Source organism: Tistrella bauzanensis (genome assembly GCF_014636235.1).
In the GTDB taxonomy this organism is placed as follows: Bacteria; Pseudomonadota; Alphaproteobacteria; order Tistrellales; family Tistrellaceae; genus Tistrella; species Tistrella bauzanensis.
This window is the reverse complement of the sequence record NZ_BMDZ01000049.1, coordinates 24,279-43,044: the sequence shown is the minus strand read 5'-3', so window position 1 is coordinate 43,044 and position 18,766 is coordinate 24,279. Positions and strand designations below refer to the sequence as shown.

The 18,766-nt window shown below is 64.8% G+C and carries 17 protein-coding genes; 11 read left to right on the top strand and 6 right to left on the bottom strand.

Annotation, left to right across the window (positions count from 1 at the left end; genetic code table 11):
• The first annotated feature begins 215 nt into the window (after window positions 1-215).
• From IEW15_RS18075 to IEW15_RS18030, 10 genes are all read left to right on the top strand, one after another.
• Entirely contained in the window at window positions 216-2,861 is a 2,646-nt protein-coding gene (locus IEW15_RS18075) for an ABC transporter ATP-binding protein (RefSeq protein WP_188580472.1), read from the top strand.
• Between the two features lie 63 nt (window positions 2,862-2,924).
• Window positions 2,925-3,425, top strand: a complete 501-nt coding sequence (locus IEW15_RS18070; RefSeq protein ID WP_188580469.1) for a cyclic nucleotide-binding domain-containing protein — start codon at window positions 2,925-2,927, stop codon at window positions 3,423-3,425.
• A gap of 338 nt (window positions 3,426-3,763) precedes the next feature.
• On the top strand, window positions 3,764-4,990 hold the full coding sequence (gene hemA, locus IEW15_RS18065; RefSeq protein WP_188580467.1) for a 5-aminolevulinate synthase: 1,227 nt from the start codon (window positions 3,764-3,766) through the stop codon (window positions 4,988-4,990).
• Window positions 4,991-5,190: 200 nt separating this feature from the next.
• On the top strand, window positions 5,191-5,448 hold the full coding sequence (locus IEW15_RS18060; protein ID WP_188580464.1) for a DUF6898 family protein: 258 nt from the start codon (window positions 5,191-5,193) through the stop codon (window positions 5,446-5,448).
• A gap of 521 nt (window positions 5,449-5,969) precedes the next feature.
• A complete protein-coding gene (livH, locus tag IEW15_RS18055) occupies window positions 5,970-6,884 on the top strand; it encodes a high-affinity branched-chain amino acid ABC transporter permease LivH (protein WP_188580462.1) in 915 nt (304 codons plus the stop codon).
• Entirely contained in the window at window positions 6,884-8,206 is a 1,323-nt protein-coding gene (gene livM, locus IEW15_RS18050) for a high-affinity branched-chain amino acid ABC transporter permease LivM (RefSeq protein WP_188580461.1), read from the top strand. Before livH ends, livM begins: the two co-directional genes overlap by 1 nt.
• Before the next feature lie 19 nt (window positions 8,207-8,225).
• On the top strand, window positions 8,226-9,119 hold the full coding sequence (locus IEW15_RS18045; protein ID WP_188580458.1) for an ABC transporter ATP-binding protein: 894 nt from the start codon (window positions 8,226-8,228) through the stop codon (window positions 9,117-9,119).
• Window positions 9,119-9,829, top strand: a complete 711-nt coding sequence (locus IEW15_RS18040; protein ID WP_188580456.1) for an ABC transporter ATP-binding protein — start codon at window positions 9,119-9,121, stop codon at window positions 9,827-9,829. The genes IEW15_RS18045 and IEW15_RS18040 overlap by 1 nt, the downstream gene beginning before the upstream one ends.
• Window positions 9,830-9,908: 79 nt before the next feature.
• Window positions 9,909-10,262 carry a DUF6867 family protein gene (locus IEW15_RS18035; RefSeq protein ID WP_188580454.1) on the top strand — a complete coding sequence of 118 codons (354 nt, stop codon included), beginning with the start codon at window positions 9,909-9,911 and terminating at the stop codon, window positions 10,260-10,262.
• 99 nt (window positions 10,263-10,361) lie between these two features.
• Entirely contained in the window at window positions 10,362-11,477 is a 1,116-nt protein-coding gene (locus IEW15_RS18030; protein WP_188580452.1) for a branched-chain amino acid ABC transporter substrate-binding protein, read from the top strand.
• A gap of 122 nt (window positions 11,478-11,599) precedes the next feature.
• On the opposite strand, the gene IEW15_RS18025 is transcribed toward IEW15_RS18030, so the two are convergent.
• The 4 genes from IEW15_RS18025 to dusA form a co-directional block, all read right to left on the bottom strand.
• The gene (locus IEW15_RS18025; RefSeq protein ID WP_188580450.1) at window positions 11,600-12,916 is read right to left on the bottom strand and encodes a DUF1835 domain-containing protein; all 1,317 of its coding nucleotides are present in this window, start codon (window positions 12,914-12,916) and stop codon (window positions 11,600-11,602) included.
• 168 nt (window positions 12,917-13,084) lie between these two features.
• Window positions 13,085-13,471 (bottom strand): AzlD domain-containing protein, encoded by a 387-nt coding sequence (locus IEW15_RS18020; RefSeq protein ID WP_188580448.1) that lies wholly within the window; start codon window positions 13,469-13,471, stop codon window positions 13,085-13,087.
• On the bottom strand, window positions 13,468-14,193 hold the full coding sequence (locus IEW15_RS18015) for an AzlC family ABC transporter permease (RefSeq protein WP_188580445.1): 726 nt from the start codon (window positions 14,191-14,193) through the stop codon (window positions 13,468-13,470). The genes IEW15_RS18020 and IEW15_RS18015 overlap by 4 nt, the downstream gene beginning before the upstream one ends.
• Window positions 14,194-14,316: 123 nt before the next feature.
• Window positions 14,317-15,342, bottom strand: a complete 1,026-nt coding sequence (gene dusA / locus IEW15_RS18010; RefSeq protein WP_229708254.1) for a tRNA dihydrouridine(20/20a) synthase DusA — start codon at window positions 15,340-15,342, stop codon at window positions 14,317-14,319.
• Between the two features lie 173 nt (window positions 15,343-15,515).
• Here dusA and IEW15_RS18005 point away from each other — a divergent pair, with 173 nt between their 5' ends.
• The gene (locus tag IEW15_RS18005; RefSeq protein ID WP_188580443.1) at window positions 15,516-16,355 is read left to right on the top strand and encodes a helix-turn-helix domain-containing protein; all 840 of its coding nucleotides are present in this window, start codon (window positions 15,516-15,518) and stop codon (window positions 16,353-16,355) included.
• Between the two features lie 136 nt (window positions 16,356-16,491).
• On the opposite strand, the gene IEW15_RS18000 is transcribed toward IEW15_RS18005, so the two are convergent.
• Both IEW15_RS18000 and IEW15_RS17995 read right to left on the bottom strand, forming a co-directional pair.
• Complete coding sequence (locus IEW15_RS18000) at window positions 16,492-17,646, bottom strand: ABC transporter permease (RefSeq protein WP_188580441.1); 1,155 nt, start codon at window positions 17,644-17,646, stop codon at window positions 16,492-16,494.
• Window positions 17,643-18,641, bottom strand: a complete 999-nt coding sequence (locus IEW15_RS17995; protein ID WP_188580439.1) for an ABC transporter permease — start codon at window positions 18,639-18,641, stop codon at window positions 17,643-17,645. The genes IEW15_RS18000 and IEW15_RS17995 overlap by 4 nt, the downstream gene beginning before the upstream one ends.
• Between the last annotated feature and the right edge of the window lie 125 nt (window positions 18,642-18,766).

The window sequence follows — 18,766 nt, the reverse complement described above, 5'->3', positions numbered from 1 at the left end:
CTGTGGAAGCCTGTTGAATCACGCCAAACTATCGTGCGCCAGAGATTCCGATCACCGCGTTAACCTGAACTCGTTGCCCTGTCCCGCCGTCGGCGGGCTTGCAGGGACGGGCGGTGATGCTTAGGCTAAGCCGCCGCCGCACCATGATGTGCATCTGTGATGTATCTGGCAGTGGCAGTGTGTTTCAGGTCGGACGAGGAAAGGGTTGAGCGACGATGGAGCATTCCCTGTTCCGCTATATCGTACGCCACAGCCTCAGACAGCAGATCGTCCTGCTGATCATGACCGTGGCGTCCTTTCCTTTCCTCTACATCTTCCTGGATCTGCCCAAGATCATTCTGAATGAGGCGATTCAGGGAAAGGATTTTCCGAAGACGTTCTTCGGCTTCAACTTCGATCAGATGGAATATCTGATCGTGCTCTGCGGCATATTCCTGCTGCTGGTGATCGTCAACCAGGCCTTCAAATACATTATCAACGTCTATAAGGGCCTGTTGGGCGAACGGATGTTGCGGCGCTTGCGTTATGACCTGTTCATGCGGGTCTTGCGCTTCCCCTTGCCGCATTTCCGACGCACCAGCGCCGGCGAAACCATCCCGATGATCACCAGCGAGGTGGAACCGTTGGGTGGTTATGTGGCCGAAGCGATTGCGACGCCGGCCTATCAGGGCGGCACGCTGCTGACCATTCTGGCCTTCCTGTTCATTCAGGATCCGCTGATGGGGTTGGCGGCGGTTTCATTGTATCCGATCCAGATTTACCTGATTCCCAAGCTGCAGCGTAAGGTCAATAATCTCGGCAAGACCCGCGTGCGGCTGATGCGCAAGGTCTCGGATCGGATTGGTGAGACCATCGGCGGCATCCAGGAAATCAGGTCGAACGACACGGCCGCCTATGAACTGGCGGATTTTTCGGACCGGATGAACGGTGTGTTCAAGGTCCGGTACGAGATCTATATTCGAAAATTCTTTATCAAGTTTCTGAACAATTTCATATCGCAGTTGGGGCCATTCTTCTTCTTCGCGATCGGCGGCTGGCTGGTGATCCGTGGTGAATTGTCGGTGGGTGCGCTGGTGGCGGTGCTCAGCGCCTATAAGGAACTGTACGCGCCCTGGAAGGAGCTGCTCGCCTATTACCAGATGAAGGAAGATGCCCGCATCAAATACGAGCAGGTGGTGGCACAGTTCGAACCGGCGGGCATGGTCGAAGCGGAGCGCCTGCTGAACGATCCGGCCGCGATCGAACCGTTCACGGGCGAGGTGGTGCTGTCGAATGTCCGTCTGGCCGATGAGGGCGAGATCCAGCTGCTGGATGGGGTGTCCCTGCATCTGCCGCTCGACAGCCACACGGCGATCGTCGGCGGTGCCGGCAGCGGCAAGCACGAGCTTGCGCTGACGCTGGCGCGGCTGGCCGATCCGCAATCGGGCCGCATCACCATTGGCGGCAAGGATCTGGCAACCCTGCCTGATGCCGTGGTCGGTCGGCGGATCGCTTTTGTCGGATCCTCGACCGCCTTCTTCAATATGTCGCTCGCAGACAACCTGCTCTATGGCCTGAAGCACCGGCCATTGACCCCGCGTGAGCTTGACGACGAGAGCCGGCCGATCTGGGAACGTGACCTGAACGAGGCGAAACGGTCGGGCAATTGTGAATACGACGTGCGGGCCGACTGGATCGATTATGAGGCGGTGGGCGGTAAAGGTACCGAGGCGGTGGAGCGCCGGCTGGTCGAGGTGCTGAAGATCGTGCGGCTGGACGAGGATGTCTTCGCGTTGGGCCTGCGTGGCCGACTGGACCCCGCGGCTGAGCCCGAGCGGGCCGAACGGGTGCTGAAGGGGCGCGAGACCTTTCATCAGGCCCTGGCGGATGAGGGACTGGGCAAGCTGGTCGAGCCGTTCGAGGTCGACCGCTGGAACGACAATGCGAGTGTCGCCGAAAACCTGCTGTTCGGTGCGCCACGTGGCGATGGCGAAGATCTTGAGACCCTGACAGAGCACCCGTTCGTGGCCGAGGTGTTGTCGGAAGGCGGGCTCGACGCCGATCTGGTCGAGGCCGGACGTCGGATCGCTGCCACCATGATCGAACTCTTCGCCGATCTGCCGGCCGATCACGAGTTCTTCGAGCAGTACAGCTTCATTTCGTCTGAGGACCTGCCGGTTTATCAGGTGCTGTTGAACCGGATCGAGCGCGAGGGCGTGGGGACTCTGGATGCGCAGGAGCGCCGGCGTCTGGCGGGTCTCGCCTTCCGGCTGATTCCGGCACGGCACCGGCTGGACGTTCTCGATGACCGTGTCCGCGACCGTATGCTGACGGCGCGCAGGCGTCTGATGGACAACAGCCCTGACGACCTGAAGGGACGAATCGAGTTCTTCGACAGAACGAAGTATCATGCGCAGAGTTCGATTCAGGACAACATCCTGTTCGGACGGGTGGTTTACGGTCAGGCTCAGGCGCGTGGCCGGGTGGGTCAGAAACTGGCCCAGGTGGTCGACGATGCCGGGCTGCGCGACATGGTGATGGTGGTGGGCTTGAGCTTCCATGTCGGCTCGGGCGGATCGCGGCTGTCGAACGCCCAGCGTCAGAAGGCGGCCATCGCCCGGGCACTGCTGAAACGGCCCGACATGATGGTGCTGTCCGAGCCGACATCGGCCGTCGATGCGCTGGAGCAGGTGGAGATTATCGAGCGGCTGCGCGAGGCGATGACAGGGCGTGCCATCGTATGGTCCGTGCAGCGGCCGGTTCTGGCCCGGTCCTTCGATCGGGTGGTGGTCATGCAGGGTGGACGGGTGGTGCAGTCGGGGACGCCCGACGAGGTGGATATCGACGGCAGCGCGTATCGGCGTCTGGTCGGCGACGCGTGACGTCATGCAAGGCCGCGGAGCCGCGGGCCCATGGCCGCGGCCCGGGCATCGTTAGTCGTCCCGATGAGGGCATCGGGATGTGATCTGCTCCAGGTGCAGGAGGCGACAGTGAGCCTGATCCGTGACGTGGAGGTGCTGCGCAATGTGCCGATGTTCGCGAACATCGAGCCGGCGAAGCTCAAGCTCGTCGCCTTTACCAGCGAGAGGCTGACCTTCGATCCGGGCGACACGGTGTTCTCGGAAGGCGAGGTGGGCGATGCGGTCTATATCATCGTCGAGGGCAGCGCCGAGGTGCAGGTGGCGACACCGCGCGGGCCGCTGAAGGTGGCGGATCTGGGCCGAAACGACGTGGTGGGTGAAATCGCCATCCTCTGCGATGTGCCGCGCACGGCGACGGTGGTCGCGGCCTCGCCGGTCACGGCTCTCAGGATATCCAAGGAGCTGTTCTATCAGCTGATCGCCCAGGTTCCGCAGATGGCGATCGAGATCATGCGCGAGCTGGCGCGTCGCGTGGACCGCACCACTGAACGCTATCGTCTGGCGGTCAGCGGCGATGACCAGTGATCTGGCCCCGGCGATCTGATCTCCGGCTGACCACCTGACGCCGCCATGGCCGATCGGTCCGACGGGTCATGATGCCAACGCGGCGTTGTGTCGCGTTGGCGCCCGGCCTATGTTTATGGCATCAACATGCAACGCCTCGGGCGACGCCGGTCTGGTCGACCGCAACGCCGGTCCGGTGCGTGGCGTGTCCGCAGCAAGAGGAAGCGGCCGGTCTTACGGGGGCCATCGGATCTCCGATGCAACCATGTACCGGTTCAAGTCTTCCCGGCACGTGGGTCTGAAGCTCGCGGATGAACCGACGGGCAGACCACGTCACGACGTGTTGTGTGAGGTTTGTGATGGATTATCAGGCGTTCTTCGAGGCAGCCCTCGCCGATCTCAGGCGAGAGGGGCGTTACCGCGTCTTCGCGGATCTTGAACGCCGTGCCGGCGCATTTCCGCGGGCAACCCATCACGGCGCCGAGGGGCCGCGCGACATCACGGTCTGGTGCAGCAACGACTATCTGGGCATGGGCCAGCATCCCAAAGTGCTTGCCGCCATGCAGGATGCCGTGCGTGCCATGGGCGCCGGCGCCGGTGGCACCCGCAATATCTCAGGCACCAATCATCTGCACGTCCTGCTGGAAGCGGAACTGGCCGATCTGCACGGCAAGCAGGCGGCGCTGCTGTTCACCTCGGGCTATAACGCCAATGAAGCCGCGCTGTCGACGCTGGCACGCGGCATGCCCGGCTGCCATATCTTTTCCGACGCACTGAACCATGCGTCGATGATCGCTGGCATCCGCCATTCGGGTGCGGCGCGCCATGTGTTCAAGCACAATGATCCGGCCGATCTTGAGGCGAAGCTCGCCTCGGTCGACCCGGCGGCACCCAAGATCGTGGCCTTCGAGTCGGTGTATTCGATGGATGGCGACATCGCGCCGATCGCCGAGATTCTGGATGTCTGCGAGCGTCATGGCGCGTTCTCGTATATCGACGAGGTCCATGCGGTCGGCCTCTATGGTCCGCGCGGCGGTGGCGTTGCCGAGGCCCGTGGCCTGATGGACCGGATCGATCTGATCCAGGGCACGCTGGCCAAGGCATTCGGCGTGATCGGCGGCTATGTCGCGGCCTCGGCGGCGACGATCGATTTCATCCGCAGCAATGCGCCCGGCTTCATCTTCTCGACCGCGGTGCCGCCGGCGGTGGCAGGCGGTGCGCTCGCCAGCGTCCGTCACCTGAAGGAAAGCACCGCAGAGCGGACCCGCCATCAGGATCGCGCGGCCCGGTTGAAGCGGCTTCTGGCCGAAGCCGGCCTGCCGGTGATGCCGTCGGAAAGCCATATCGTGCCGGTGATGGTCGGCGATCCGGTGCTGTGCAAGGCGGCGACCGACATGCTGCTCGACGAGCATGGCATCTATGTCCAGCCGATCAATTATCCGACCGTGCCGCGCGGCACCGAACGCCTGCGCTTCACGCCGTCGCCGTTCCACGACGACGCGATGATGGATCAGCTGGTCACCGCGCTGACCGCGGTCTGGGCGGCACTCGGGCTGGCGCGGGATTGCGATGTGGCGGTCGCCTGACCAGGGTTCGTTCCCCCGGACATCATGACCAACGATCAGCGGGCGCCGGATGATGTCTTCCGGCGCCCGTTCGATTCTGCATTGGCCTATTTGCACCGGCCTGTGATCGCTCCGGGTGGCGGCTTGTCGCTTGCGCCCGCCGGGGCGTGGGAGGACACTTCGGAAGATCAGTCTTCCCGTCGCTGCCGGAGCCGACAGCCATGACCACCCCGTCCGACGACATTCTGCTGGAAATCACGGCCGCCGGTGTGTCGCTCCGCGTGGCGGCGATCGATGCGGCGACGGGCGAGGAGGTCACCTTCATTGCACCGCATGGCACCGCTGAAGCGGCGCTCGCGCGGCTGGCCCGCGACAAGCTTGCCTATGTCCGCGCCCGCAAGGCCGGGGCGGCCCCGACCCCGGCGGCTGAGCCGCGACCCGCCCCTGGACGCAAGGGGGGGCGGTCGATCATCGCCTGAACGGTACCTGTCCGATCGTGATGGCGGATCTATCCACCGGCAGTGGATCGATGCGGACAGGATGATCGAGTTGTGCGTGATACGGGGGCTTGCCGGAATGATTGCGATTGTGCAGGCCGGTTCTGGCAAATCTTCATCAACCGGCCAATCGATGCTTGCCGCACCGGTTCCCGCATGGCTACTCTTTTGTGAAGATCGATGACAGGGGATCGAGACCGCGGCTGCATGCCGCAGAGAAGTCTCGACACCGGGGGCTGCAAGACGTTTGCGGAATGACGGGCGATCTCGGATGACCAGGGGGAAGGTGTCATCCGTTCGGGCGCGGGTTCGATCGCATATGGCGGCGCGGGCAGGCATGCCGGCACGTCATGCGCGTGGACGGGGCGATGTCGCGGGACGGGGCAGTCCGGCATGACGCCCTTAATCCGCCCGGACGGACGCGATATCGATATTTTCCGGTTCAGAGACGTTCAGATGACCGCCCGTCGAACCGGCCGTGACCAAGACCGTATCGGGGGGTCATGGACTATTTTCTTCAGCAATTGGTCAACGGGCTCACGCTCGGCGGCATCTACGGGCTGATCGCCATCGGGTACACGATGGTGTACGGCATCATCGGCATGATCAACTTCGCCCATGGCGAGGTCTACATGATCGGTGCCTTCATTTCGCTCATCGCCTTCGCGGTTCTGGGCATGGCCGGCATCACCTATGTGCCGCTGGCCCTGCTGATGGTGCTGCTGATCGCCATGGCCTTCACCGCCGCTTATGGCTGGGCGATCGAGCGGGTGGCTTATCGGCCGTTGCGCGGGTCGTTCCGGCTGGCGCCGCTGATCTCGGCCATCGGCATGTCGATCTTCCTGCAGAACTATGTCCAGATCGTGCAGGGCGCGCGGACCAAGGCGTTGCAGCCAGTGATCTCGGGCGGGATCAGCCTGCATGGCTTCGGGGAGAACGCGGTCACCATCTCGTATATCCAGTTGCTGATCCTGTTGACGACGGTCGCCTCGATGACCGCCTTCACGCTGGTGATCAAGCGCACGCCGCTCGGGCGTGCTCAGCGGGCCTGCGAGCAGGACATGAAGATGGCGTCTCTGCTGGGCATCGATGTCAATCGCACGGTCTCGCTGACCTTTGTGATGGGGGCGGCGCTCGCGGCCGTGGCCGGGCTGATGGTCACCCTCTATTACGGTGTCATCGACTTCTATATCGGCTTCCTCGCCGGGTTGAAGGCGTTCACGGCGGCGGTGCTGGGGGGGATCGGCTCGTTGCCTGGCGCCATGCTCGGCGGGCTGCTTCTGGGCCTGATCGAAGCCTTCTGGTCGGGGTATTTCTCGGCAGAATACAAGGATGTCGCGGCATTCACGATCCTGGTGGCGGTGCTGATCTTCCGCCCGACCGGTCTGCTGGGCCAGCCTGAGGTCGAGAAGGTTTGATGGCGATGACCACGACAACCAAGACCGCTGCCGGCCCCAACCCTGTCGGTGCGGCGCTCAAGGATGCAGGGCTGGCGGCCTTCGTGGCCCTGGTCATCGCTCTGCCCATGCTGGGCTTGCGAACCGTGGCCGAAGGCGCCGTGGTGGTGGTGGAACCGCGCTGGAGCTGGGTGATCATCGCGGTCGCGGCGGTGTTCGCCGGCCGGCTGGCGCTGTCGCTGTGGACCGGCGTCCGGGGCCCCGGTGCCGGGCGCCGCAATCCGGCGAATGCCGGGCAGGGCGTTGCCAAGTATTTGAAAGCGATCGGCTGGGGCGGCGCCGTGGTGGCGTTGGTGCTGCCGATGCTGCCGTTCATGGACCGGACCTCGGTCGATCTGGCGACGCTGGTGCTGATCTATGTGATGCTGGGCTGGGGGCTGAACATCGTGGTCGGCCTGGCCGGCCTGCTCGATCTGGGCTATGTCGCGTTCTATGCCGTGGGCGCCTATTCCTATGCCCTGCTGAACGCCTATTTCGGCTGGTCGTTCTGGATCTGCCTGCCATTGGCGGGGGTGTTCGCGGCATCGTTCGGCATCGCCCTCGGCTATCCGGTGCTGCGTCTGCGCGGCGACTATCTGGCGATCGTGACACTCGGTTTTGGCGAGATCATCCGTGTGGTGCTGCTGAACTGGAGCTGGTTCACCGGCGGCCCCAATGGCGTCGCCAATATCCCGCGCCCCAGTTTCTTCGGGTTCGACTTCACCCGCCGGCCAGACGAGGGCGAGGTCGCCTTTCACCAGTTGTTCGGGCTCGACTATTCCTCGGAACACCGGGTGGTGTTCCTGTACTACATCATCCTGGTGCTGGCGATGATCACCAATCTGGTGGTGCTCCGCCTGCGCAAACTGCCGATCGGCCGGGCCTGGGAGGCCTTGCGGGAAGACGAGATCGCCTGCCGGTCGCTGGGGATCAACCCGACCAATGTCAAACTGTCGGCCTTCGCGCTGGGCGCCACCTTCGGCGGCTTCGCCGGGGCATTCTTCGCCACCCGCCAGGGCTTCATCAGCCCTGAAAGCTTCGTCTTCACCGAAAGTGCCGTCATCCTGGCGATTGTGGTGCTGGGCGGCATGGGCAGCCAGGTCGGCGTGGTTCTGGCGGCAATCCTGCTGATCCTGCTGCCGGAACTGGCCCGTGATCTGCAGCAGTTCCGCATGCTGTTCTTTGGCGGGGCCATGGTGCTGATCATGATCTGGCGGCCGCGTGGCCTGCTCGCCTTCCGCGAGCCGACCATGCAGCTTTCCCGGCTGAAATCGAGGCTCGGCCTCGATGGCCGGTATCAGTGACGCGCGGGGGCCTGACAGAATGACCGGATCCATCACCACTGATGCCGGCCGGCCGGCGCCCGTGACCGCGGCGCCGCTGCTGGAGGTCGAGCACCTCACCATGCGTTTCGGTGGCCTGACCGCCATTGATAATCTGAGCTTCACCGCCCGGCAGAACGAGATCACCGCCCTGATCGGCCCCAATGGCGCCGGCAAGACCACGGTGTTCAACTGCCTGACCGGGTTCTATCGCCCGACCGCCGGCGCCCTGACACTGCACACCGCCACCGGGGCCCATAAGCTGGAACGGATGGACGGCTTCCGCATCGCGCGGGCCGGCGTGGGCCGCACCTTCCAGAATATCCGCCTGTTTCCCAGCCTGTCGGTGCTGGAGAATCTGCTGATCGCCCAGCACAACCGGTTGATGGCGGCATCCGCCTTCTCGGTCGCCGGCCTGTTCGGTCTGCCATCCTATCGCAAGGTCGAGAGCGAAGCCCTTGATCTGGCGGCAAGCTGGCTGCGACGCATCGACCTGCTCGATCATGCCGATCGGCTGGCCAGCGAGTTGCCCTATGGTCATCAGCGGCGGCTGGAGATTGCGCGTGCGATGTGCACCCGTCCGGCGGTGTTGTGCCTGGACGAGCCGGCCGCCGGGTTGAACCCGCGCGAATCGCTTGAACTGAACAACCTGCTGCTGTCGATCCGCGATCAGGATCAGGTGGGCCTGATGCTCATCGAGCATGACATGAGCGTGGTGATGGCGATTTCCGATCATGTCGTGGTGCTCGACTATGGTCGCAAGATCGCCGATGACCGTCCGGAAGCGGTCAGGAACGACCCGAACGTGATCCGCGCCTATCTGGGCGAGGAGGAAGACGAGGCGCTGCCCGACGCGGTTGCGGCCGACCTTGGCATCGACCGGGAGGCGCATTGATGCTCGAAATTTCCGGGATCGAAACCTATTACGGCAACATCCAGGCGCTGAAAGGCGTGTCGATGTCGGTTGCCGAAGGCGAGATCGTGTCGTTGATCGGTGCCAACGGCGCCGGCAAGTCGACCCTTCTGATGAGCATCTGCGGCAATCCACGGGCGCGGACCGGCAGCATCCATTTCTGCGGCGAGGACATCACCCGGCGCGAGACCCATGACATCGTCCGTCGGGGCATCGCCCAGTCGCCTGAAGGCCGGCGGGTGTTCCCGCGCATGACGGTGATGGAAAACCTGCAATTGGGGGCGGTGACGACCGACTCTAAGTACTTCGCGCAGGACATCGAGCGGGTACTGACCTTGTTCCCGCGCCTGAAGGAACGTCGCAACCAGCGCGGCGGCACCCTGTCGGGTGGCGAACAGCAGATGCTGGCGATCGGCCGGGCGCTGATGAGCCGGCCGCGGCTTCTGCTGCTGGATGAACCATCGCTGGGCCTGGCGCCGCTGGTGGTGAAGCAGATCTTCTCGATCATCCGCGAGATCAACGAAACCGAGAAGATCACTATTTTTCTGGTCGAACAGAACGCCTTCCATGCCCTGAAACTGGCCCATCGCGGCTATGTGATGGCAACCGGGCAGATCGTGACCTCGGGCACCGGCCAGGCGCTTCTGGCCGATCCGGAGGTCCGGCGGGCCTATCTGGAAGGAGGGCATTGATGGTGGTCCTGGTCCATAGGCGGGCCATGCTGCGCCGCCGGGCGGCCCCGTCGCGCAGCAGCCTTGAAGGGAGCGGGCAATGGAGAGCATGATCGGCAGCACATGGCCCGTGTTCATCGGCGTGACGCTGGTGCTGACCGGGTTCTGCGCCTTCATGACCGGGCGGGCATTGGCGACCACCTGGCGGCCGGTGTGGCATGTTGCGCCCTATGGCGTGCTGTTGGCGGCGGCGAGCCGGTTTCTGAAATATGCGCTTTATGACGGTGTTCTGCTGTCGGGCGGCGGCTTCGTTCTGGACGCGGTGGTGCTGATCGCGATTGCGGCGATCGTCTATCGTGCCTATCAGGCGAAAATGATGGTAAAGCAGTATCCATGGGCTTTCGAGCGCGCCGGTATTTTCGGCTGGCGCGACAAGGGCGGGGCGGCAGGCTGATCGTCTGGACATCCAGACAGGCCAGCCGCTCAGACGGGTTTCCGGACCGGGGGAACGGGCATCAACGGCCTGTCGGTGCGGGTCAACAGGGAGACGACCATGACCAGGACTTCGATCAATCGCGGTCTCAAGGGCGCGCTGCTCGGCGCGGTGGCGACGCTGGCGCTGGCTGGCGCGGCGCAGGCCGAGATCGTGATTTCGGTGGCGGGGCCGATGACCGGCCAGTATGCCGTGATCGGCACCCAGATGCGCAACGGCGCCGAGATGGCGGTGAAGGACATCAATGCCGCGGGCGGCGTGAACGGCGAACAGCTGAAGCTGGTGGTCGGCGACGATGCCTGCGACCCCAAGCAGGCGGTGTCTCTGGCCAACAAGCTGGTGTCGGATGACGTGGTCTTCGTGGCGGGCCATTGGTGCTCGTCGTCGTCGATCCCGGCTTCGGACATCTATAACGAGGAAGGCATCGTCCAGATTTCGCCCGGCTCGACCAATCCGCAGCTCACCGAGCGTGGCCTGGAAGGCGTGTTCCGCACCTGCGGTCGCGACGATCAGCAGGGCGAAGTGGCGGCCGCCTTCATTGCCGACAAGTTCAAGGGCAAGAAGGTCGCGATCCTTCACGACAAGACCACCTATGGCCAGGGCCTGGCCGACGAGACCCGCAAGAGCCTCGACAAGCTGGGCTTCAAGGAGGCCATGTACGAGGCCTATACGGCTGGTGAGAAGGATTATTCGGCCCTCGTCACCAAGATGAAGTCCGAGAATATCGACCTGATCTATGTCGGCGGCTATCACACCGAGTCGGCGCTGATCCAGCGTCAGGCCAAGGAAGCGGGCCTCGACGCCGTACTGATGTCGGGCGATGCCATGGTCACCGAGGAATGGTGGTCGATCACCGGCCCCGCCGGTGAAGGCGCGCTGATGACCTTCAGTCCCGATCCAAAGCGCAACCCGGCCGCCGCCCCGGTGGTGGAGAAGTTCACCGCTGCCGGCTTCGATCCGGAAGGCTATACGCTCTATACCTATGGCGCGGTTCAGGCCTGGGCCCAGGCCGCCAATGCCGCCAAGTCGGTGGAGCTGGAGCCGGTCTCGGCCAAGCTGCACGAGATGACCTTCGACACCGTGCTCGGCAGCATCGGTTTCGACGCCAAGGGTGACGTCGCCGCTCCCGGCTACGTGGTCTATAAGTGGAGCAACGGCAAGTACGACTATTATTGATCGGACAGATCGTGGCCGGCTTATGCCGGCCGCGTCTGACCTGCTGAGAAAGGCCCCGTGGCGGAGACGCCCGGGGCCTTTCTCGTACAGGGCCAGTTCGCACGATCGACGCCGCCTCGTGGTCAGAGGATGGCGGGATGCAGGACCGGCCGATCCGCCTGCCGGTCCCAGCGCCAATGGGGTGCCGCCGGATCGATCCGGCAGCCGCCGACCCAGCGCACCGGCGGCGCCAGGGCCATGGCATCCAGCTCCTGGTAAAGCACGGCCTGCCCGTGTCCGGTCAGGGTGACCATGGCCGTGAACGGGTCTGCGGCAGGCGTCAGCGCGATCGCGGGCTGTGCTGCCCGGGCCAGTTCGGCGACGATCGCCAGATACATCACGTCCCCCAGGGCGGGCAGGGGGTCGCGCTCGCGCATCATCCGGCCGAACAGGCGCCCGATGGTCAACGGGGTATCGCCGGCCTCGGCCACAAGGTCGAGCGTCAGACGCTCGGTCAGCGACAGGCCGTCCTCAACGCCCGGAAGCTCGGCGAGATGGCGCCGCAGGGCCGGCGCCATCACCGGCAACGGTGCGGTGCCGTCCCCGGCAAGCCGGGCGAGGGGCTCGGGTGACGGATCGCTGAGGGCTGCCCAGACCCTGTGGCCCAATGCCAGATGGCGCGCGTCGAGCGGCACGCGTTCCGTCCACAACATCCGCAGCGCTTCCGGGTCCAGTTGTCCAAGGCCGATGAACCGCGCCCGGCCGGGGAAGTGGTCGCGCTGGATCAGCTCAAGCCGGGCGGGCGCGCCATGCTCGGCAAACACCGCCAGGCAGCGGGCCAGGATCAACTGATCATAGGCATCATGTTCCATCCACAGCACCACTCGCCGGTTTCCGCCGGCGGCGGCCCGAAGCGCACGCTCCGCCGCGGTCAGCTTGCCGGTCACCCCGTCCACATCCAGTGGCAGCACCGCGCCGTATTGGGCCACGATGAACGCGGCGCGGATCGCTATCAGGTCGCCGTCGGCGGGAATGGGCCCGTGGCAGAGCGGGTCCGACACCTCAAGGAAATCGCCGGTGAAGCCAGCCTGCCGCAGGCGCTCGCGGATATCGCTGCCACAGCGGATATGCAGCGTGTCGCTGTCACCATCGGGCGCGGGATCGCCATGGCGGATGGCCGCGCGTGCCCGGTCGAGCGCCAGTATATGGGCCTTGAGCCTTGGCCAGGACGCCAGCCCCAATTCGCGGGCGATGGCATGCTGGGCGTCGGTCAGTGTCGGCGGCTGGCCGGCGCGTGGGTGATGGCGGCGCAGGCGGTGGTCCGCCACGGCGTCGCCGTCGAGACAGGCGCGTAGCAAATCCCGGGCGCGCTTGCGCTGCTGATCGAGATGGAGATGAAACGGGTGGTCCGCCGCCGGCGCCGCCGTCGGGGCGGGCGCGTCAGGGCTATGGTCGTCCATGATGGGATCCCTTATCCGATCTCATCCGTATCCGCCGGCAGATGAGGACAAGGGCAGATGCAGGGATCGGCCGGATCGTCGTCAGGATCGCGGGCGCAGCCCTTTCCGCGGATGGGCGGGACCGACCGGGCCCGGTCCCACGACCTTAGACAGTGCCCCCGTCACGCGTCAAGTCACCAGCAGCATCGTCAGCAATGCGTGACTGGCCAGCCCCAGCGGCACGATCAGCAGCGGCCGGTCCAGCCGCCGCGCGATCAGGAAGCACGCGACCACCACCACCACCGATACCAGCGTGGCGCCATGGGCATAGCCCATCAGCGCGCGGCCGGGCAGGGGGGTGAGCAGCGCGCTGCCGATGATGCCGCCCAGAACGGCGAAGGCGGCGTAATCGAAGAACCGGAACAGCGGGCTCGCCGCCGCGTTCTCGGGCGGGCGCAGCACCACGAAGGGCAGCATCCGCAGGGCATGGCTGACCACACCGGCCAGCAGGATCGCCGCCCAGACCAGGGGATCGCCGGCCACACTGGTCATGGCGGCGGGATCGATGGTGGTCATGCGCGATGCCTCCGGGCCAGTTCCTCGACCGCGACGATGGCAAGGCCGGTGCACACCGCCACGATCATCAGGCCGAAGCCCGGTGCCAGCTGGTCCACGGGATCGACCAGGACGAACCCGGTCAGGCCGGCGACGAAGGGGGCAAGCCGGCGGGCGGCTTTGGCCAGCAGGGTGGTGAAATAAACCGGCATGACCAGCAGCAGCAGGGCGTTCAGCGCCGGCGGCAGAACATCGGCGACCACGAAACCGGCCGCCGAGCCGCCGGCCGCCAGCGGCAGCGATATCGCCACGACCCCCAGATAATAGCGGAATTTGAGGCCGGCGCCGATTTCCGGGTGGCCTGCGGCATAGGTATAGCCCAGCGCGAAGGTGCTGGCCGACAGGAACATCAAGGGCGGCAGGACATGGCGCTTCGCCAGCCCGCCATAATGTGGTACCAGGGCCGCCCCCATCAGCAGGATGCGGAAATTCACCACCAGCGCGATCCCGGCGACGGTCGCCCAGGCATGGGCGGTCAGGGGCCCCAGAATGACGAATTGCGCGGGGGCCGCGAACACCGCCACGGTCACCGCCACCGCCTGTGCGATACCGAGCCCGGCGTCGCGCGCCACTGCGCCATAGGCGGTGAAGATGAACAGAAAGGTCACCGCCACCGGAATGGCGTCGGTCAGGCCCTGGCGGAAGGGCTGCGGCACTGTGCTGACGGATGATATCGCTGGCATGTCCGCTCCCGCCCGGATGGTGATGGCGGCTGCAGTATGGAAGCAGGCGGCACGGCCTGCCAAGCGGGTAATGTGCGCGACGGTTGCAGATCTGCCGCGCGCAGATCCGCGCGGCGCGAGCTTCTATGCGGCGTCGCGGCGCCGGCTGCTTACTTCTTCGAGGGCTGCGACCAGAACCTCCGGGCCGGCGCCTTTGCGGGCATGATTCTCGCTCAACGATCGCCGGAAGCGCCGCGCCCCGGGCAGGCCCTGAAACAGCCCCAGCATATGGCGGGTGATCGCGATCAGGGCCGTGCCACGGCTGACCTCGGCCTCGATATAGGGCAGCATGCGTCGGGCGATCTCGATCCGATCGGCAATGGGTGCTGTGCCGCCGCCTTCGCCATAGATGCGGGCATCCACCTCGGCCAGGATATAGGGATCGTGATAGGCGGCGCGGCCCAGCATCACGCCATCAAGGCCGGCCGCGATCTCGGTTTCAGCCTGATCCAGATCGACCAGCCCGCCATTCAGCAGGATCTCAAGATCGGGCCGGGCGCGTTTCAGGGCATGCACCAGGGCATAGTTCAGCGGCGGGATCTCGCGGTTTTCCTTGGGGCTCAGACCCTTGAGCCACGCCTTTCGCGCATGGACATAGAATGTGCCCGCGCCGGCCGCGGCAACCGTCTCAACGAAGCGGAACAGGGTTTCCGTCTCGTCCTGATCATCGATTCCGATCCGGCATTTCACCGTCACCGGCACGTCGACCACCGCCGCCATTGCCGCCACACACTCGGCCACCAGGGCGGGTTCGGCCATCAGGCAGGCACCGAAGCGGCCCGACTGCACCCGATCGCTCGGGCAGCCGCAATTCAGGTTGATCTCATCATAGCCGGCATCGGCGGCGATCCGCGCCGCAATGGCGAGGTCGCGCGGATCCGATCCACCCAGCTGAACCGCAATCGGATGCTCCGACGGATCATGGGCCAGATGACGGGCGGCATCGCCGAAGATCAGCGCGCCTGTGGTGATCATCTCTGTGAACAGCAGCGCCCGCCGGCTGATCTGCCGCAGAAAATAGCGATCATGCCGATCGGTCCAGTCCATCATCGGCGCAATGGAAAAGCGACGGTCGACGGCAGGGCGCGGCATTTCGGGATGGTCGATCATCGATCCACAAGATCCTGAGAAAACAGGCCCATCCTCTACCATAGTCGGGGGGGCCGGATCATCGGCGAAGTTGTCATGCGACCCATGCATGATGCATGACCTGTACGGCCCGCGCATGCCTGGCACCATCAGCGTGACGAAACGTCACTCTATTCTGTTAACTGTTGCGTGCTATGATCGTCAGGCAAAAACAATGGCCGCGGGTCGCCTTGATCCTGACGGCAGATGCAACCCGAAGGTCCGTGTCCATGACAGATACAGTGTCTGCCAAGTTCGGGGGGCGCCCGGCAGGAAGCTGCGCCCGTGCTGAATGTGATGCCTGCGAGGTGCGATCCCTCACTTTCTGCGGCGATCTTGGTCATGACGCGATGTCGGCGGTTGCGGCCATCGTTTCCAAGGTTGATATGCCGGCCCATGCACTGCTGGCGGAAGAGGGCGAGCGGTCCGTCTATGTCTATAATGTCACGGCGGGTAGTGCAAAATTATACAAAAGTCTACCTGATGGGCGTACGCAGGTTCTTGGATTTCTTTTACCGGGAGATTTTCTTGGCCTTGGTGACGACCGGTTGGGCGGTCTTGCTGCCGAAAGCCTGACCCGGGTTTCGGTATGCCGGTTCCGCCGTCGCGAGTTCGAAGAGCTTCAGGACCAGTTTCCGGCCCTTGGCCGCCGCCTGCTGAGCCTTGCGCAGGACGAGATCGCGCGCTCCCGCGAGCAGATGCTGTTGCTGGGTCGCAAGAGCGCGCGCGAGCGGCTGGCCTCGTTCCTGCTCGGTCTCTATGACCGACTTGAGGCGCGGGGCGAGAAGAGCGACCCGTTGCCGATCCCGATGACCCGCACCGATATCGGCGATTATCTGGGGCTGACGATCGAAACCGTCAGCCGGACACTGGCGGTGTTCAAGCGTGACGGGATCATCTCGCTGGACGGCGTGCATGCCGTGCGCCTGCTCGATCCTGAGCGGCTGCGGTCTCTGGCCACCGGTGACGAGGCCGATCGCGCCGCCGCCTGTTGAGGCAGGCGCCTGTTGAGCCAAGGCGGCCCACCGGCCAGGACGACACACAGAACCGCGCGAACCGGGGCAGTATCCGGTTCGCGCGGTTCTTTTTTGTCGGGGGCCTGTTTTGTCAGTGGGCCTGTGCCTGGTCCGATCAGTTCTGATAGGGGTCGGCGGCGTCACGCAGGCCGTCGCCCAGAAAGTTGAAGGCGAGCACGGTCAGCACCACCGGTACCACCGGCAGCAGCAGCCACGGATACTGGGTGACGACATTGATGTCCTGCGCGTCGTTCAGCAGCACGCCCCATGAAATCAGCGGCGCCCGCACGCCCAGGCCCAGGAATGACAGCGCGGTCTCGCCCAGGATCATCGCCGGGATGGTCAGCGTTGCCGACACGATCAGGTGGCTCATGAAATTGGGCAGCAGATGGCGCAGGATCACCCGCTTGGGCCGGGCGCCCATCACCACCGCCGCGGTCGCATAATCTTCCTCGCGCAGCGCCAGCAGCTTCGATCGCACCGCCCGGGCAAGCCCGGTCCAGTCGAGCAGTCCCAGGATCACGGTGATGCCGATGAAGATCCACAAGGGGTGCCAGGTGACCGGCATGGCCGCCGACAGGGCCATCCACAGCGGCAGTTCGGGAAAGGACCGGATCACCTCGATCAACCGCTGAATGGCGCTGTCGACCCAGCCGCCGTAATAGCCCGACAGGCCGCCGAACAGAATGCCGAGCGAGAAGCTGATGGTGATGCCGATCAGACCCACGGTCAGCGAGATCCGCGCGCCTTCGATCACCCGCGATAGCATGTCCCGGCCCAGCCGGTCGGTGCCGAGCAGGAACAGCGTGCCGCCCTTCGGCGGGCAGATCAGGCGGATGTCGAGCGGGATCAGCCCCCACAACCGGTAGGGCTCCCCCTGGCACAGGAAGCGGACCGGCAGCGGCCGCGCGCGGTCTTCGGAATAAGTGCGGGTCAGCGTGTCCATGTTCAGCGCATAGCGCGTGCCATAGATGAAGGGACCGACGAATGCGCCGTCGTGGAACAGATGGATGCTCTGTGGTGGCGCATGGATATGGTTGGTGTGGCGGGTCGCCGGATCATAGGGGCTGAGCGGTTCGGCGAAGACCATCACCGCATAGATGGCGGCCAGGAACCACAGCGACACCGTCGCCAGCCGATGCCGGCGCAGGCGCCAGAACATCAGCCGCCATTGCGACGCCAGATAATAGCGTTCCTGCTTCGGTGTCAGAACCTCGTCATGGCGCGGATCGAATGGCGCGTCAGAGACATAGCGGTTGTCCCGGGTCATCGCGATCTCCCGCCATCGAGCCGGATGCGGGGGTCGAGCACCGCCAGCAGCAGGTCGGACACCAGCACGCCGACCACGGTCAGCAATGCCATGAACATCAGGAACGATCCGGCGAGATACATGTCCTGGGTCTGCAATGCCCTGAGCAGCATCGGCCCGGTGGTCGGCAGCGACAGCACCACCGAGACGATCGCGGCGCCGGACACCACCTGTGGCAGCACATTGCCCAGATCGGCAATGAACGGGTTCAGCGCCATGCGCAGCGGATACTTCACCAGCACCCGGGCCGGATGGAGCCCCTTGGCCTTGGCGGTGGTGACATACTGCTTGCGCAGTTCATCCAGCAGATTGGCCCGCAACCGACGGATCATGCCGGCGGTGTTCGATGTGCCGATCACCACCACCGGCACCCACAGATGCTGCATCACCGAGACGAACTTGCCCCAGCTGAACGGCTGGTCGAGGTATTCAGGATCCATCAGGCCGCCGATCGAGGTGCCGAACCAGATGTTCGAGAAATACAGCAGCACCAGGGCGAGCAGGAAGTTCGGCGTCGCCAGCCCCAGAAAGCCGATGAAGGTCAGCCCGTGGTCGAGCGGGCTGTACTGGCGGATCGCCCCGTAAATGCCGATCGGGAAGGCGACGGCGTACGAGAAGATGATGGTGGCGAACGACACCAGCATGGTCAGCCACAGCCGGTCGCCCACCACTTCCGACACCGGCAGCTGATATTCGAACGAATAGCCGAGGTCGCCGACCAGCAGGCCGCCGGCCCAGCGCAGATACTGTTCATACAGCGGCTGGTCCAGGCCATATTCCGCCCGCAGGAATTCGATCTTCGCCTGGCTCGCCCCTTCGCCCTGGGCTGCCAGTTCGGCTAGTTGCGTGGTCAGATAGTCGCCGGGCGGCAGCTGGATGATGACGAAGACCAGAATGCTGATCATGATCAGCGTCGGTATCATCATCAGCAGCCGTCGCGCGATGTACACAAACATCGCGGGCCTTGCTCCCCTTGCCGGGGCCGGCGGGATCTCGCGTCCCGTAACCGGCCCGTTCCCTCGATCGATGCGCCGGCCGCGATTGCTGTGGCCGGCCCCGTGCCTGTCGGTGTGGTTCTGTC